The sequence below is a fragment of the Paraburkholderia ginsengiterrae genome, from assembly GCF_001645125.1.
GTDB classification, from domain to species: domain Bacteria; phylum Pseudomonadota; class Gammaproteobacteria; order Burkholderiales; family Burkholderiaceae; genus Paraburkholderia; species Paraburkholderia ginsengiterrae.
Genome location: NZ_LXKA01000338.1, coordinates 210,517 through 224,101, shown reverse-complemented (window position 1 = coordinate 224,101; position 13,585 = coordinate 210,517). Strand labels below are relative to the sequence as shown.

Genomic DNA, 13,585 nt, shown 5'->3' with positions numbered 1-13,585 from the left:
TTTAATCCATATATTTAGGATGCCATAAGATAAATCTTGGCAAATGTTTTTTCTAAGAAGAGATTGGGAGGGATTTTGAACAGAACTTATAAGACGGTATGGAACAGAACGACATGCACTTACGTCGCGACGTCCGAGGTGGTGAAAAGCCGGGGTGCCAAAGTCGCCTCGGTTCGCGGCGCGCTGGTGTCCGCCAGCGCAGGGTTGCTGAGTGCATTGGCGCTCGCGCAACCGGCCTCGGCCGAAGAATGCACGTCGCCGGAGCAAGGCTGCCTTGCTGTTGCCGCTGCGGTTGCCGAGGCATCGGCGCCGCAAACTGCCGGCGCGAGCGCGCAGGTGGCAGGGGACGCGGCCACCCCCGTCGAACTGGCGGCGGCCATCAGTAATGCCAGCGTGTTCAACGGCAATTCGCCAGTGGCGCCAGCCACGCTGCCGACGCTGGCTGGTTTGAACCGGAGCAGCTTGCTGGGCGTGGCGGCCACGACGCCGGTGACCGACTATATCGCCGTCAGTTCGAACGTCGTGCAAGGAACCCGCACCAGCGCATCGAACGACATCAACGCGATGGCGATCGGCCCGACGGCCGCCGCCACCGGCTACGATGCGCTGGCCGTCGGCGGTGGCTCGATTGCCGGCTCCAACTGGTCAACGGCAGTCGGTTCGGCAGCGGCCGCGGCATCGCCGAATTCGACCGCCATCGGCACGATGTCGACAGTTGGCGCCTTGTCGAACGACGCGGTGGCGATCGGCTACAACTCCCGCTCGGCTGCCAACAATACGGTATCGATCGGCTCAGAAGCGAGCGCCTCGGCGGTGGGATCCGTGGCAATCGGCTACAACACCTACGTCAATGCGATGGCCACGAATTCGATGGCGATCGGCTCGAACTCATCGGCCAGCGCCACAGGCTCCGTGGCGTTGGGCACTGGCTCGATAGCCGATCGCGTCAACGTCGTGTCGGTCGGCACGCTCGCACAAGGCCGTCAGATCGCCAATGTCTCGGCCGGGACACGGCCCACCGACGCGGTCAACGTCGGCCAGCTTGCCGGCGTGGCCACGGCGCTCGGCGGCGGCGCGCTGATCAACTCGAACGGCGCGGTCGTCGCGCCGGCTTATACGGTCGGTGGCGCGACCTACAACGATGTCGGGTCGGCATTGGCTGCGGTGGTGTCGGGCAGCGCGGGCGTGGGCGCCGACTCGGTGCACTACGACACGCCGCAGCATGACGTGGTCACGCTCGGCAACGGCGCCCTCCCGGTCAAGGTCACCAATGTCGCGGAGGGCGCGCTGACTGTCGGCAGTTCGGACGCCGTGACCGGCGCGCAGCTCTACAGCACCAATCAGGCGGTCGCGCAGAATACCGGCGATATCACCACGATCACGAACAATGTCAACAACATCACTAACGGGAAAGCGGGGCTGCTTCAGCAAGACCCGAACTCGCGCGATCTGATGGTGGCGAGCGCCACGAATGGCAAGCATGTCGACTTCACCGGCACCTCGGGGGCGCGGGAGCTGCTTGGCGTCGCGGCGGGCACGACCAGGGGATCGGCGGTCAATCTGGGCCAGTTGAGCCCGGTGGTCGCGTCGCTCGGCGGCGGCGCGATGATCAATGCCCAAGGCACGGTCTCCGGTCCCACCTATCATGTGCAGTGGGGCACGCAAACCACGGTCGGCAGCGCGCTCAGTTCGCTCGACGCGGGTTTGACGACGTTGCAGTCGCAAATCACGCTCGGCACGGTCGGTCTTGTCACGCAAGATGTGGTCTCGCATGACATCCTTGTCGGCGCGACAACGAGCGGCGAGCGCATCAATATGGCGAGCCTCGGCGGCAACCGGGTGCTGGCCGGCGTGGCGCCTGGCGCGATCAAGGCCACGAGCGCCGAGGCGGTCAACGGCGCGCAACTCTATGCGAGTACCGCCAATACGGCGGCGGCGTTGGGCGGCGGTTCGACAGTCAACGCGGACGGCACGCTCAAACGGCCGGTCTACAGCGTCGGTGGCAGCACTTACAGCGATGTGGGTTCCGCGCTCGCGGCCGCCGTCACGACCAGTGTTCAGGCGGGGGCCGATGCGGTTCAGTACGACTCGACTTCACACGACTCGGTGACGCTGGGCAAAAGCGGCGCGCCGGTTCAACTGACCAACGTGCGCGCCGCGAACCTTGCCGCTGACAGTTCGGACGCCGTGAACGGCGCGCAATTGTTCGCCACCAATCAGGCGGTCGCGCAGAACACCGGCAGCATCGCGAACCTCGACCAGCGCGTCACGAACAACACCACGAACATCAGCAATCTCGACCAGCGTGTCACGGACAACACCACGACCATCAGCCATCTCGACCAGCGCACCACGACAATCGAAGGCGACGTGAGCAACATCACGAACCAGATCACGAACGGCGAGATCGGGCTCGTGCAGCAGGACGCCGTGTCGCGCAATCTCACGGTGGCGAAAGATACGGACGGCGCGCGTGTCGATTTCACCGGCACCGGCGGCGCACGTGAGCTGACCGGCATCGCGGCGGGCACGACAGATTCGTCGGCGGTCAACCTCGGCCAGCTCCGGCCGGTGGCTGTCGCCTTGGGCGGCGGCGCGCAGATCAATGCCGACGGTTCGTTGACGGGCCCCACCTACCACATGCAGGGCGGCACTCAAACCACGGTCGGAGACGCGCTCGGCTCGCTCGACAACGGCCTCAACACCTTGCAGCAGAACATGAACACCGGCGGCATCGGCATGGTCACGCAAGATCCGGTGTCGCGCGTCATCAACGTCGGCGCGACGACCGACGGCAAGCTGATCAATATGGCCGGCACGGCGGGCAACCGGGCGGTCACCGGCGTGGCGCAAGGCGCGGTCAGTGCCACCAGCAGCGACGCGGTCAACGGCGCGCAACTGCATGCCCAGGCGGCGAGCACGGCGGTGGCGCTCGGCGGCGGAGCGGCCGTCAATCCGGACGGGACGGTGACGGCGCCGTCGTACAACGTGGGCGGCACGGTGGTGAACAACGTCGGCAGCGCGATTACCAATCTGGACGGCCGCGTGATGCAGAACAGCAGCGATATTGCCGGTTTGCAGACCACTCTCGGCAACCTCAGTGGGTCGGTGGCGAACGCGGTCCAATACGACAGTTCGGCGCATAACCGGATTACACTGGGCGGCACGGCAGCCAATGCGCCGAAGGTGCAACTCACCAATCTCAAGGATGGCGAACTATCGGCCACCAGTACCGACGCCGTGACCGGGGCGCAACTCTGGAACACCAACCAGAGTGTGAGCAGTCTTAGCCAGATGATTCAGGTCGTGCAGAACAATCAGACCACCGGCACGCCCTTTGTCTCCGTCAACAGTTCCGGCAATGCGGCGCAGGCGATCGGCAACAGCTCCGTGGCGATTGGTGGTGGCGCGAAGGCGTCCGCGCCAAACTCGGTGGCAATCGGCGAGGGTTCGGTGGCCGATCAGACGAACACGGTCTCCGTGGGTGCGTCCGGAAGCGAGCGGCGTATCACCAACGTCGCGGCCGGGCAGGCGCCGACCGATGCCGTGAACATGCGGCAGTTCCAGGGCGGCATGAGCGACCTGGCGCGCAATGCGTACTCTGGAACGGCATCTGCGCTGGCGCTGTCCGCGATCCCCGAAGTCGATGCGAACAAGAACCTCGCGATCGGCGTCGGCACGGCCGGCTACAAGGGCTATCAGGCAGTCGCGGTGGGGTTGTCGGCGCGCGTCACGCAGAGTTTGAAAGTGAAACTCGGCGCGGGCATCAGTTCCGCCGCGACCGCGGTCACGGCCGGTGCGGCGTATCAGTGGTAGCAGGAAGCGGTGAGCGCGAGGCGCCTCGCTGGCGAAGCCAAGGGGCAGCGCGACAGGTCGCTGCCGGCACCCCGCTGTGTGAACTGCGGGGTGCCGGGCGATACTTATCTGAAGAGCTTCATCGCCTGGGAGAGCGTATTGAACACGCCCCATGCCAGCGGCAGCATCACATATAGCCAGAAGACGGTGAGTTTGACCTTGTTGGTCGGGTGTGCCTGAGTGGTCGACATGTAGGGCTCCTTAGGCGCCTTCGGCGATTTGTGCGTCGGTCATGTGGTGCTTGTCATCCACACGCTTGATCAGCAGGTTGCAAACGAAGCCGATCACCAGCAATACGGCCATGATGTGAACCGTCATCGTGTAGGCGTCCGCCTTGGCGACGCCGTGCGCGACTTCATAGGCGCGGATGTAATTCACCAGCACCGGACCGGCAACGCCGGCCGCGGCCCACGCGGTCAGCAGACGGCCGTGGATGCCGCCGACAAACGTCGTGCCGAACATGTCCGCGAGATACGCCGGTACGGTGGCAAAGCCGCCGCCGTACATGGTCAGGATCACGCAGTAAGCGAGCACGAAGAGCGCGATCTGGCCGGATGCCGCGAAATCCGGCACCAGGTAGTACAGCACCGCGCCGAGCGCGAAAAAGATGAAGTAGGTGTTTTTGCGGCCAATCCAGTCCGAAGCCGAGGCCCACACAAAACGGCCCCCCATATTGAAGAGCGAAAGAAGGCCCACGAAGCCGGCCGCTGCCGCTGCCGTCACTGTGTTCTTGAAGCTCTCCTGAATCATCACCGAGGCCTGGCCGAGAATGCCGATGCCGGCGGTCACGTTCAGGAACAGCACCAGCCAGATCAGATAGAACTGCGGCGTCTTCAAGGCTTGGTCGATGTGCACGTGGTTGCGCGAGATCATCTTGTTTTGCGTGGTCTCGCCCGCCGTCCAGCCGGCCGGCTTCCAGTCAGGCGGCGGCACGCGGATCGCGAGGGCGCCGATCGTCATCGAGATGAAGTACGCAATGCCGAGCACGACAAAGGTCTCGGCCACGCCGATGCTGGTGGCGCTGCGAAAGTGGTTCATCAACGCGACCGACAGCGGCGCGGCGATCATCGCGCCACCGCCGAAGCCCATGATCGCCATGCCGGTCGCCATGCCGCGGCGGTCCGGGAACCAGCGGATCAAGGTGGACACCGGCGACACATAACCAAGGCCGAGTCCGATTCCGCCGATCACGCCGCAGCCGAGATAGAGCAGCACGATCTGATGCAGATAGACACCGAGCGCGGAGATCATGAAGCCGCCGCCGAAACAGCCTGCGGCGGTCAACATCGTGCGGCGCGGGCCGACATGTTCAAGCCATTTGCCGGCGAAGGCGGCCGACAAACCGAGGAACACAATCGCCAGCGAAAAGATCCAGCCGAGCGAGGTCAGCGACCAGTCGTCGGCGGTGGATTGCGTAATGCCGATCACCTTGGTCAGCGGGCCGTTGAACACTGAGAACGCGTACGCCTGGCCAATACAGAGGTGGACCGCGAGTGCGGCCGGTGGAACCATCCAGCGCGAAAACCCCGGCTTCGCAACGGTGGCTTTTTTGGAAAAGAATGGGGCGGAACCTGCACTTCCGCTCGGGTCGGTGATGCTGCTCATGGTCGGTCTCCGTGACGAATTCGTTGTTATCGGCGCGTCCTGCGGAATGCTCGAGATCTCCCAATGTCAACGCGACAAACTGGGCTGTGGTCAATATATGTATTTGTATTTCATATGCAGCGTTTGACCCAGCGACGCAATCCGCATCGAATAACCATAGAACTGGAGCCTGGCCTTGGCAATATGAGATCAAAATGCATAAGGGGTTCGCCTGGTGAACTCTTGTCACAATTTGAGCGCTCTCGCGTACGCGGCATGGCGAGCCGGAACAACTTGCCGGGCGCTCAAAAGAAAGCGGGCCGGCAGTGGCAAATATCGCCACGCCGGCCCGCTTGGGCGACCATGAATCGGTAAGACTCAGTCGACTGTGCGCCCAGTCTTCATCTTCGCCGCCACCAGCACCGAAATCAGGCAGCCGATCGCCAGATAAGCGGCCACCGGATGCCATGAGCCGCCGGCAAAGCTGACCAGCGCAACCGCGATAAACGGCGTGAAGCCGCCGCCCACCACGCTCGCCACCTGATAACCCACGCCCGCGCCGCTATAGCGGTACTCGGTGCCGAACAGTTCGGTGAACATCGGCTGCTGCACGCTCACCACCATGTCGTGCGCGACGTTGGCGAGCATGACGGCGAAGATCACGATCCATACCGTCGAGCGCGCTTCGAGTGCAATGAAGAAGGGCACCGCGCTCAGCATGCCGATCAGCGCGCCGATGATGTACACGCGGCGGCGGCCGAAGCGGTCCGCCATCAACGCGAACAACGGAATCGTCACGCAGCTCAGTGCGCCCACCAGCAGTCCGATGGTGAGGAAGAACTCGCGCGGCATGTGCAGATTGGCCGTCGAGTAATTCAGCGCGAAGGCCGTGACGATATACATCGTGAACAGTTCGGCAAGGCGCAGCGCGATGATCAGCAGGAACGCCTTCGGATGCTTCAGCAAGGCCTCGACGATCGGCAGGCGCACGCTGCGCTCGCCGTGCGCGCCGACTTTCTCGACGAACTCCTTCGACTCTTCCATGCTCGAGCGGATCCACAACGCGATCAGCACCAGCACCACGCTGAACAGGAAGGGCAGGCGCCAGCCCCAGCTCAGGAACGACGCGTTGCTCATCGAGCGGCTGATGATCGCGATCAGTCCGGTCGAGAGCACCAGACCCACGCCATAGCCGACCTGCACGCCGCTGCTATAGAACGCCTTCTTTTTCTCCGGCGCGCTTTCGACCGCCATCAGCGCCGCGCCGCCCCATTCGCCGCCGACGGCGAAGCCCTGGATCGCGCGCAGCGTCACGAGCAGCACCGGCGCCCACCAGCCGATGCTGGCGAACGACGGCAGCAGGCCGATCGCGGCGGTCGATAGACCCATCATCATCACGGTCAGCACCAGCATGCGTTTGCGTCCGAGCCTGTCGCCATAGTGGCCGAACACGAAACCGCCGAGCGGACGGAACAGAAAGCCGACGCCGAAGGTGGCGAACGCCGCGAGCGTGCCCATGGCCGGGCTGACTTTCGGGAAAAACTCGGCGTTGAACACGAGGGCGGCGACGATGCCATACAACAGGAAGTCGTACCAGTCGACTACGGCGCCGACGAAACTGCCGAGCGCCGCCTTGCGGGCCTGGCTGCGCGCCATGCGGTTGTCGGCCGGGGCGGCCGTCGGGATGGTGGTGCTCATCGCAGTGTCTCCTTGAAACGCTCGGGCTGCTGTTTGTGTCGCGCGGCAGAAGTGGTGAAGGCGGCTGCCGGCGTTCAATTGCAGGATGTCCGAAGGTTAATCACGCGAGCCCGGTATCACAATCCGTATTGGACTCTTTTTGCGCGATCATCGAACGCGACTGCGCGAGTAGCGCGCGTTTTGCGTGTTAACACCGAGCGTTGCGTGTTCCCGCAAGGCAGTGAAGCGGAGGCGGTCAGCCCGTGCTACTGTGAAGATGCAATCGTAAAAACAACGATTACTGATATACTACATACAGAATATTGATTTTTGCGGCGTCGCAGCATATGATTGGGTTATTCCTTCACTCAATCATTCCGGAGTTACACATGCAGTATGTTCCTCTCGCGCTGCTTGCCACCGCCGCTGTGGGTTTGGGCTCTACCGCCACGGTTCTCCTGACCCGTCTGATTCCGCGCCCGGTTGCGCAGCTTGCAGCGCAGCATGGCCGGTTCGTCGGTCTGGGCGAGCAACGTGCGGCGGCAGCACCGTATCGTGCACATGTTCAATCAGAGGCGATGAATGTCGTCAGAACTTCAAACTGAAGCAGTGGCCACACCGCTGACGTTGTCACTGCAGCCCATCGGCGCAAGCGTGAGCTTGCGCGATCAGGCGTATGCCATGCTCCGCCAGGCCATTGCCGACGCGGACATCTATCAGAACCGCGAAGAAATCCGCCTCGACGAGCGCGTGCTGAGCGAGTCGCTCGGCGTCAGCCGCACGCCGGTGCGCGAGGCCATGACGCTGCTCGAACAGGAAGGTTTTCTGCGCATGGTGCCGCGGCGCGGCATCTATATCGTGCGCAAGAGCAAGCGCGAAATCGTCGAGATGATCCAGATGTGGGCCGCGCTCGAAAGCATGGCGGCACGTCTTGCCACGCTGCATGCCACGGACGAGGAAATCGCCCGTCTGCGCCATATGTTCGACAATTTCCGCGACGCCACGCCGGCTGAGCATATTGCCGAATATTCGGACGCCAACATCGCGTTTCACCAGGCAATCGTCGAACTGTCCAAGTCGCAGATCATTCTGGACACCATCAAGAACATCTTCATCCACGTGCGTGCGATTCGCCGCATGACCATTTCGCAGAGCGACCGCGCGTCGCGCTCGATCGTCGACCATCTGCGGATTATCGAGGCGCTCGAGAAGCGCGATACCGAACTGGCTGAGCGCCTGACGCGCCAGCATTCGCTGGATCTCGCCACCTTTGTCGAAGTGAATTGCGATTTTCTGGATTGACGACCGGCCGGCCGGATCTGGTCTGACGTAATCAAGCAAGAGGGCCCGCGGTGGAGACACCGCGGGCTTTCTTGTTTGCTGCGAGCGAAGCGAAGCGAAACGGTGCGGTGCGGGATAAACCGCGCTTGACGATATCGAAAATATGGTATGTGATATATCAACTCTGCGAAATCGAGCGCATGACCCGGTGTGTTGAAACGGGCGCGTCCTTCGCAACCGCTGAGCAAACGATTGATCAGGAGACGATCATGGCTGCAGTGGCTTCATCCCTGAATCCGGCGCCGGGCAGCACGACGGCCGAGGACACGCTCAAGCAGAAGGCGCGCAATGCGGGCGTCGTCTCGGGCGGCCACCTGGTGGCCAAGGCACTGAAGAACGAAGGCGTCGATACGATCTTCACGCTATGCGGCGGGCACATCATCGACATTTACGACGGCTGCGTCGACGAAGGAATTCGCATCATCGACGTGCGCCACGAGCAGGTCGCGGCGCATGCAGCAGACGGTTACGCGCGCCAGACCGGCAAGCTCGGCTGCGTGGTCACGACCGCGGGGCCGGGTTGCACGAACGCAATCACGGGCATCGCCACGGCGTTCCGTTCCGAAAGCCCGATCCTGCATATCGGCGGGCAGGGCGCGCTTACGCAACACAAGATGGGCTCGCTGCAGGACCTGCCGCACGTCGACATCATGGCGCCGATCACCAAATTCGCCGCCAGTGTCCCCAGCACCGAACGGGTTGCGGACATGATCTCGATGGCGGCGCGCGAGTGCTTCAACGGCGCGCCCGGTCCGGCCTACCTGGAAATTCCGCGCGACGTGCTGGACCGTGAAATCGACCTCGCTCGCGCCGTCGTGCCGCAGCCGGGGCACTATCGGGCTTCGACGAAATCGGTCGGCGATCCACGCGACATCGAGAAGCTCGCGGACCTGCTGGTGGACTCGCAGCGTCCGGCCATTCTGTACGGCCAGCAGGTGTGGACCGCGCGCGGCCATGAAGAAGCCGTGGCGCTGCTGCGCGGTATCGACGTGCCCGGCTATTTCAACGGCGCGAGCCGCGGGTTGCTGCCGCCGGGCGATCCGCATCACTTCGACCGTACCCGCTCGCAGGCGTTTGCCAATGCGGATCTGCTGATCGTCGTGGGCACGCCGTTCGATTTCCGCATGGGCTACGGCCGGCGCATCAGCAAGGAATTGACGCTGGTGCAGATCGATATGGACTACCGCACGGTCGGCAAGAATCGCGATATCGACCTCGGACTGGTGGGCGATCCGGGGGCGATTCTCGCCGCCGTGCTGCAGGCCGCCGGCGGTCGCCTGAAGGCCGACCGCCGGCAGGCGCGCCGCGCGTGGATGAAGCAGTTGCAGGACGCGGAAGCTGCCGCAACCGACAAGCTGATGCCGCTCTTCAAATCGGATAGCACACCGATCCATCCTTATCGCGTCGCCTACGAACTCAACGAATTCCTCGCCGACGACACGATTTACATCGGCGATGGCGGCGACGTCGTGACGATCTCCGCGCAGGCGGTTCGCCCGCGCCGTCCGGGGCAATGGATGGACCCGGGCGCGCTGGGCTCGCTTGGCGTGGGAACCGGCTTCGCGCTCGCGGCAAAGCTCGCTCATCCGCACAAGGAAGTGCTGTGCTACTACGGCGACGGCTCGTTCGGCATGACCGCGTTCGACATGGAAACCGCCAATCGCTTCGGCGCGCCCTATCTGGCGGTGATCGGCAATAACTCCGCGATGAATCAGATCCGCTACGGCCAGCTCGCCAAATACGGCGACGAGCGCGGCAACGTCGGCAATCTGCTGAGCGATGTGCCGTTCAGCAAGTTCGCCGAGATGCTGGGCGGTTATGGCGAAGAAGTGCGGGACCCGGCGCAGATCGCGGCGGCCTTGCAACGCGCCCGTGAGGCAATTCATCGGACCGGCCGCTCGGCGGTCGTCAACATCTGGGTCGACCCACGCGAGTACGCACCGGGGACGAAGAACCAGACCATGTACAAATAACACGGCTACTTCAGGAGATACGACATGGGCAAAGCACTCGACGGCGTGCGCATTCTCGACTTCACGCATGTGCAATCGGGGCCGACCTGCACCCAATTGCTCGCGTGGTTCGGCGCCGACGTGATCAAGGTGGAGCGGGCCGGTGCGGGCGACATCACGCGCGAGCAGTTGCGCGATATTCCCGACGTGGACAGCCTGTACTTCACGATGCTCAATCACAACAAGCGCTCTGTCACGATCGATACGAAGAACCCCGAAGGCAAACAGGTTCTCGAAGCATTGATCCAGACATGCGACGTGCTGGTCGAGAACTTCGCACCGGGTGCGCTGGACCGCATGGGCTTCACGTGGGAGCGGATTCAGGAGCTGAACCCGCGCATGATTGTCGCCTCGGTGAAGGGTTTTGGCCCCGGGCCTTATGAAGACTGCAAGGTCTACGAAAATGTCGCGCAATGCGCGGGCGGCGCGGCGTCGACCACCGGTTTCGACGACGGCCCGCCGGTTGTGACGGGCGCGCAGATCGGCGATAGCGGCACCGGTTTGCACCTGGCGCTGGGCATTGTCACGGCGCTTTTTCAGCGTACCCAAACCGGACGCGGCCAGCGCGTGCTCGCCGCGATGCAGGACGGCGTGCTCAACCTGTGCCGCGTCAAGCTGCGCGATCAGCAGCGGCTCGAACGCACCGGCATGATGAAGGAATACCCTCAATATCCGAACGGAGAGTTCGGCGAGGCGGTGCCGCGAGCGGGCAATGCGTCGGGTGGCGGCCAGCCGGGCTGGATTCTGAAGTGCAAGGGCTGGGAGACGGACCCCAACGCGTATATCTACTTCATCACGCAGGCGCCCGTATGGGCCAAAATCTGCAACGTGATCGGCAAGGAAGAGTGGGCCACGGATCCCGATTACGCGACGCCCGCCGCGCGTCTGCCGCGGTTGAAGGATATTTTCGCCGAGATCGAACGCTGGACTATGACGAAGACCAAGTTCGAAGCCATGCAGATTCTCAACAAGTACGACATTCCTTGCGGGCCGATTCTCTCGATGAAGGAAATCGCCGAGGAGCCTTCGCTGCGCAAAACCGGCACGATTGTCGAAGTGGACCATCCGACCCGCGGCAAGTATTTGACCGTTGGCAATCCTATCAAATTGTCCGACAGCCCGACAGAGGTCAGACGTTCACCGCTGCTTGGCGAACACACCGACGAAGTCATGGCGGAACTCGGCTACTCGCCCGAGCAGATCAGCGCGTTGCGCACCGCCGGCGCGATCTAGCCACATGGAAAACGGTCCTGCGCGCCGTTTGCCGCGCATGCAGTGCCTGGCGTGACCCTTCGGTGGGTGCGTCAGGCCGCTCAAGGAAGGATGTATGGATACGTGGATGCGTTTCATGTCGAACGACGGTGGTGTTGTATTTGGCCGCGTGGAAGGTGGTTATCTGCACGAGTACGAAAGCCTTGAACAGCCAGTGCCGACCGGCGCGGTGCTGTCGACGCGCGCCCTCACGCCGCTCGCGCCGTGTGCGCCCGGCAAGGTCGTTGCGCTATGGAACAACTTTCATGCGCTGGCGGCAAAGCTGGACAAACCCGTGCCGTCCCATCCGCTGTTTCTGCTCAAGCCTGCGAGTTCGGTGATCGGCGCGGGCGAGCCGATACGGCGGCCGGCCGGTTACGCGGGCAAGATCGTTTATGAGGGTGAACTAGGTATCGTGATCGGGCGGCGTTGCCGCAATGCGAGTATCGAAGAGGCCGCGCAGGCGATCTTTGGCTACACGCTCGTCAACGATGTCACCGCCGCCGATCTGCTGAACGAAAATCCGCACTTCCCGCAGTGGTGCCGCGCAAAGGGCTTCGATACGTTCTGCTGTATCGGACCGGCGATCGTCTCCGGGTTCGCGTGGCAGAAAGCGCATCTCACGACGACGCTCGACGGCGTGGAGCGGCAGAACTATCCGCTCGCCGATATGGTGTTTTCTCCCGCCGAGCAGGTGAGTCTCATCTCTCAGGATCTCACGCTCGAACCGGGCGACGTGATCGCATGCGGCACGTCGGTCGGCGTGGGCTCGATCAAGGATGGCGCGACCGTGACGGTCGCGATAGAAGGGATCGGTAGGCTCAGCAATACCTTGAGCGCTGCGGGTGCAGTCACGGCAGGGGCGGCCGCGGCCGCCGAGGCCAGCGCTGTGTGAAGGGGCGATGAGGGCTAGACCGCTCGCGCGATGCATCAGCCTGGCGGCCATGCGCCGCCATTCGGAGGAGCAAGCATGCCGCATGCGTATGACAGTCCCGCGTGGTTTGCGCTGACCGCTGTGCTCGCTGCCGTGTCGGCCGTTGCACTCGCCGCGCTGGAGCAACTGCTGCCCGAACGGCGCCCGGTGCGCCGGCCCTTCTGGCACACGGGCATACCGGTGGCCGCTCTTGCGGGACTGTTCGCCGCCGGCGTCGGCGCGAGCGTCGGTCTGGCCGGTACTGCGGTGGCAAGTGCGCTGTTCGGGGTCTGGCTTGCACATGGGCGAAATCTGACCCGGTGGTCGAAGCTCGTCTCCTTGTCGGGCAGCGTCCTGGGACTCGCAGTCGTGCTGGGCGGCTTCGCGCGTTATCTGTCTTCGGCGCAGGCGGATGTCGAACGTCTTGAACTCTGTGCCGCGATGTTCATTGGCGCGCTGATTTTCGCCACCTCGGCGATCGTCTTCTGCAAACTGCTCGGCGCGTTACAGCGCGACGCGATGACGCGTCCGGGTCACGACATCGCCAATCTGTTCGCACTGCTGCTGTGTGGATGGCTCGGCTATGGCTTCGTGACAGAACAGGCGCGGCCATTCGGATTCGCGGCGCTGCTGGCGATGTGCGCGCTGGCTTGCGCGATGGGCGTGCATCTGATGATCAGCCGCGAGTACACCCAGGGACAGGATCACGACTCGCCCGCGCTGGCTTTCGCCGCGCGTTGCCACAGTTTGACCCTGGGGCGGCGTGGGCTGCTGGCGCGTATCGAATGGCACGGCGGGGAACAACAAGAATGGGCGCTGCGTGAACCCGGGCAGGGGAGCATGCGCAACACGGCTTACGCGCACCGCCGAGGCCGGCATGACAGCCGGCGCGTGGATGAACCGAAGCGGGTGCGCGCCCGCTACCGGGCGGCGCGGGTGCGGATATGAGGCG

The 13,585-nt window shown here is 63.6% G+C and carries 10 protein-coding genes; 7 read left to right on the top strand and 3 right to left on the bottom strand.

Translation table 11 applies throughout. The features are described 5' to 3' along the window. Positions 1 to 72: 72 nt before the first annotated feature. Positions 73 to 3,816 carry a YadA-like family protein gene (locus A6V37_RS27785; RefSeq protein ID WP_064286518.1) on the top strand — a complete coding sequence of 1,248 codons (3,744 nt, stop codon included), beginning with the start codon at positions 73 to 75 and terminating at the stop codon, positions 3,814 to 3,816. A gap of 104 nt (positions 3,817 to 3,920) precedes the next feature. Here the strand turns inward: A6V37_RS27785 and A6V37_RS27780 are convergent, their stop codons facing one another. The 3 genes from A6V37_RS27780 to shiA form a co-directional block, all read right to left on the bottom strand. Beyond that, positions 3,921 to 4,046 (bottom strand): MFS transporter small subunit, encoded by a 126-nt coding sequence (locus A6V37_RS27780; protein WP_064271627.1) that lies wholly within the window; start codon positions 4,044 to 4,046, stop codon positions 3,921 to 3,923. 10 nt (positions 4,047 to 4,056) lie between these two features. Continuing rightward, entirely contained in the window at positions 4,057 to 5,460 is a 1,404-nt protein-coding gene (locus tag A6V37_RS27775; RefSeq protein WP_064271626.1) for an L-lactate MFS transporter, read from the bottom strand. A 357-nt stretch (positions 5,461 to 5,817) separates the two neighbouring features. Next, complete coding sequence (shiA, locus tag A6V37_RS27770; protein WP_064271625.1) at positions 5,818 to 7,137, bottom strand: shikimate transporter; 1,320 nt, start codon at positions 7,135 to 7,137, stop codon at positions 5,818 to 5,820. Positions 7,138 to 7,505: 368 nt separating this feature from the next. Here shiA and A6V37_RS42590 point away from each other — a divergent pair, with 368 nt between their 5' ends. The 6 genes from A6V37_RS42590 to A6V37_RS27740 all read left to right on the top strand — a co-directional run bounded on the left by A6V37_RS42590 (position 7,506) and on the right by A6V37_RS27740 (position 13,581). Then, positions 7,506 to 7,721: a hypothetical protein gene (locus A6V37_RS42590; RefSeq protein WP_064271624.1), complete on the top strand. Its 216-nt coding sequence runs from the start codon at positions 7,506 to 7,508 to the stop codon at positions 7,719 to 7,721. Continuing rightward, positions 7,699 to 8,418, top strand: a complete 720-nt coding sequence (locus tag A6V37_RS27760; RefSeq protein ID WP_064271623.1) for a GntR family transcriptional regulator — start codon at positions 7,699 to 7,701, stop codon at positions 8,416 to 8,418. Before A6V37_RS42590 ends, A6V37_RS27760 begins: the two co-directional genes overlap by 23 nt. 248 nt (positions 8,419 to 8,666) lie before the next feature. Further along, entirely contained in the window at positions 8,667 to 10,430 is a 1,764-nt protein-coding gene (locus tag A6V37_RS27755) for a thiamine pyrophosphate-binding protein (RefSeq protein WP_064286517.1), read from the top strand. 24 nt (positions 10,431 to 10,454) lie between these two features. Next, positions 10,455 to 11,702, top strand: a complete 1,248-nt coding sequence (frc, locus tag A6V37_RS27750) for a formyl-CoA transferase (protein WP_064286500.1) — start codon at positions 10,455 to 10,457, stop codon at positions 11,700 to 11,702. Between the two features lie 94 nt (positions 11,703 to 11,796). Then, on the top strand, positions 11,797 to 12,615 hold the full coding sequence (locus A6V37_RS27745; protein ID WP_064286499.1) for a fumarylacetoacetate hydrolase family protein: 819 nt from the start codon (positions 11,797 to 11,799) through the stop codon (positions 12,613 to 12,615). A gap of 75 nt (positions 12,616 to 12,690) precedes the next feature. After that, on the top strand, positions 12,691 to 13,581 hold the full coding sequence (locus A6V37_RS27740) for an NAD(P)(+) transhydrogenase (Re/Si-specific) subunit beta (RefSeq protein ID WP_064271620.1): 891 nt from the start codon (positions 12,691 to 12,693) through the stop codon (positions 13,579 to 13,581). Positions 13,582 to 13,585 lie beyond the last annotated feature (4 nt).

What these genes read in the sequence shown, in the direction of transcription:
- A6V37_RS27780 (WP_064271627.1), bottom strand. Translation starts at nt 4,046, where the DNA reads ATGTCGACCACTCAGGCACACCCGACCAACAAGGTCAAACTCACCGTC.
- A6V37_RS27775 (WP_064271626.1), bottom strand. Translation starts at nt 5,460, where the DNA reads ATGAGCAGCATCACCGACCCGAGCGGAAGTGCAGGTTCCGCCCCATTC.
- shiA (WP_064271625.1), bottom strand. Translation starts at nt 7,137, where the DNA reads ATGAGCACCACCATCCCGACGGCCGCCCCGGCCGACAACCGCATGGCG.
- A6V37_RS42590 (WP_064271624.1), top strand. Translation starts at nt 7,506, where the DNA reads ATGCAGTATGTTCCTCTCGCGCTGCTTGCCACCGCCGCTGTGGGTTTG.
- A6V37_RS27760 (WP_064271623.1), top strand. Translation starts at nt 7,699, where the DNA reads ATGTCGTCAGAACTTCAAACTGAAGCAGTGGCCACACCGCTGACGTTG.
- A6V37_RS27755 (WP_064286517.1), top strand. Translation starts at nt 8,667, where the DNA reads ATGGCTGCAGTGGCTTCATCCCTGAATCCGGCGCCGGGCAGCACGACG.
- frc (WP_064286500.1), top strand. Translation starts at nt 10,455, where the DNA reads ATGGGCAAAGCACTCGACGGCGTGCGCATTCTCGACTTCACGCATGTG.
- A6V37_RS27745 (WP_064286499.1), top strand. Translation starts at nt 11,797, where the DNA reads ATGGATACGTGGATGCGTTTCATGTCGAACGACGGTGGTGTTGTATTT.
- A6V37_RS27740 (WP_064271620.1), top strand. Translation starts at nt 12,691, where the DNA reads ATGCCGCATGCGTATGACAGTCCCGCGTGGTTTGCGCTGACCGCTGTG.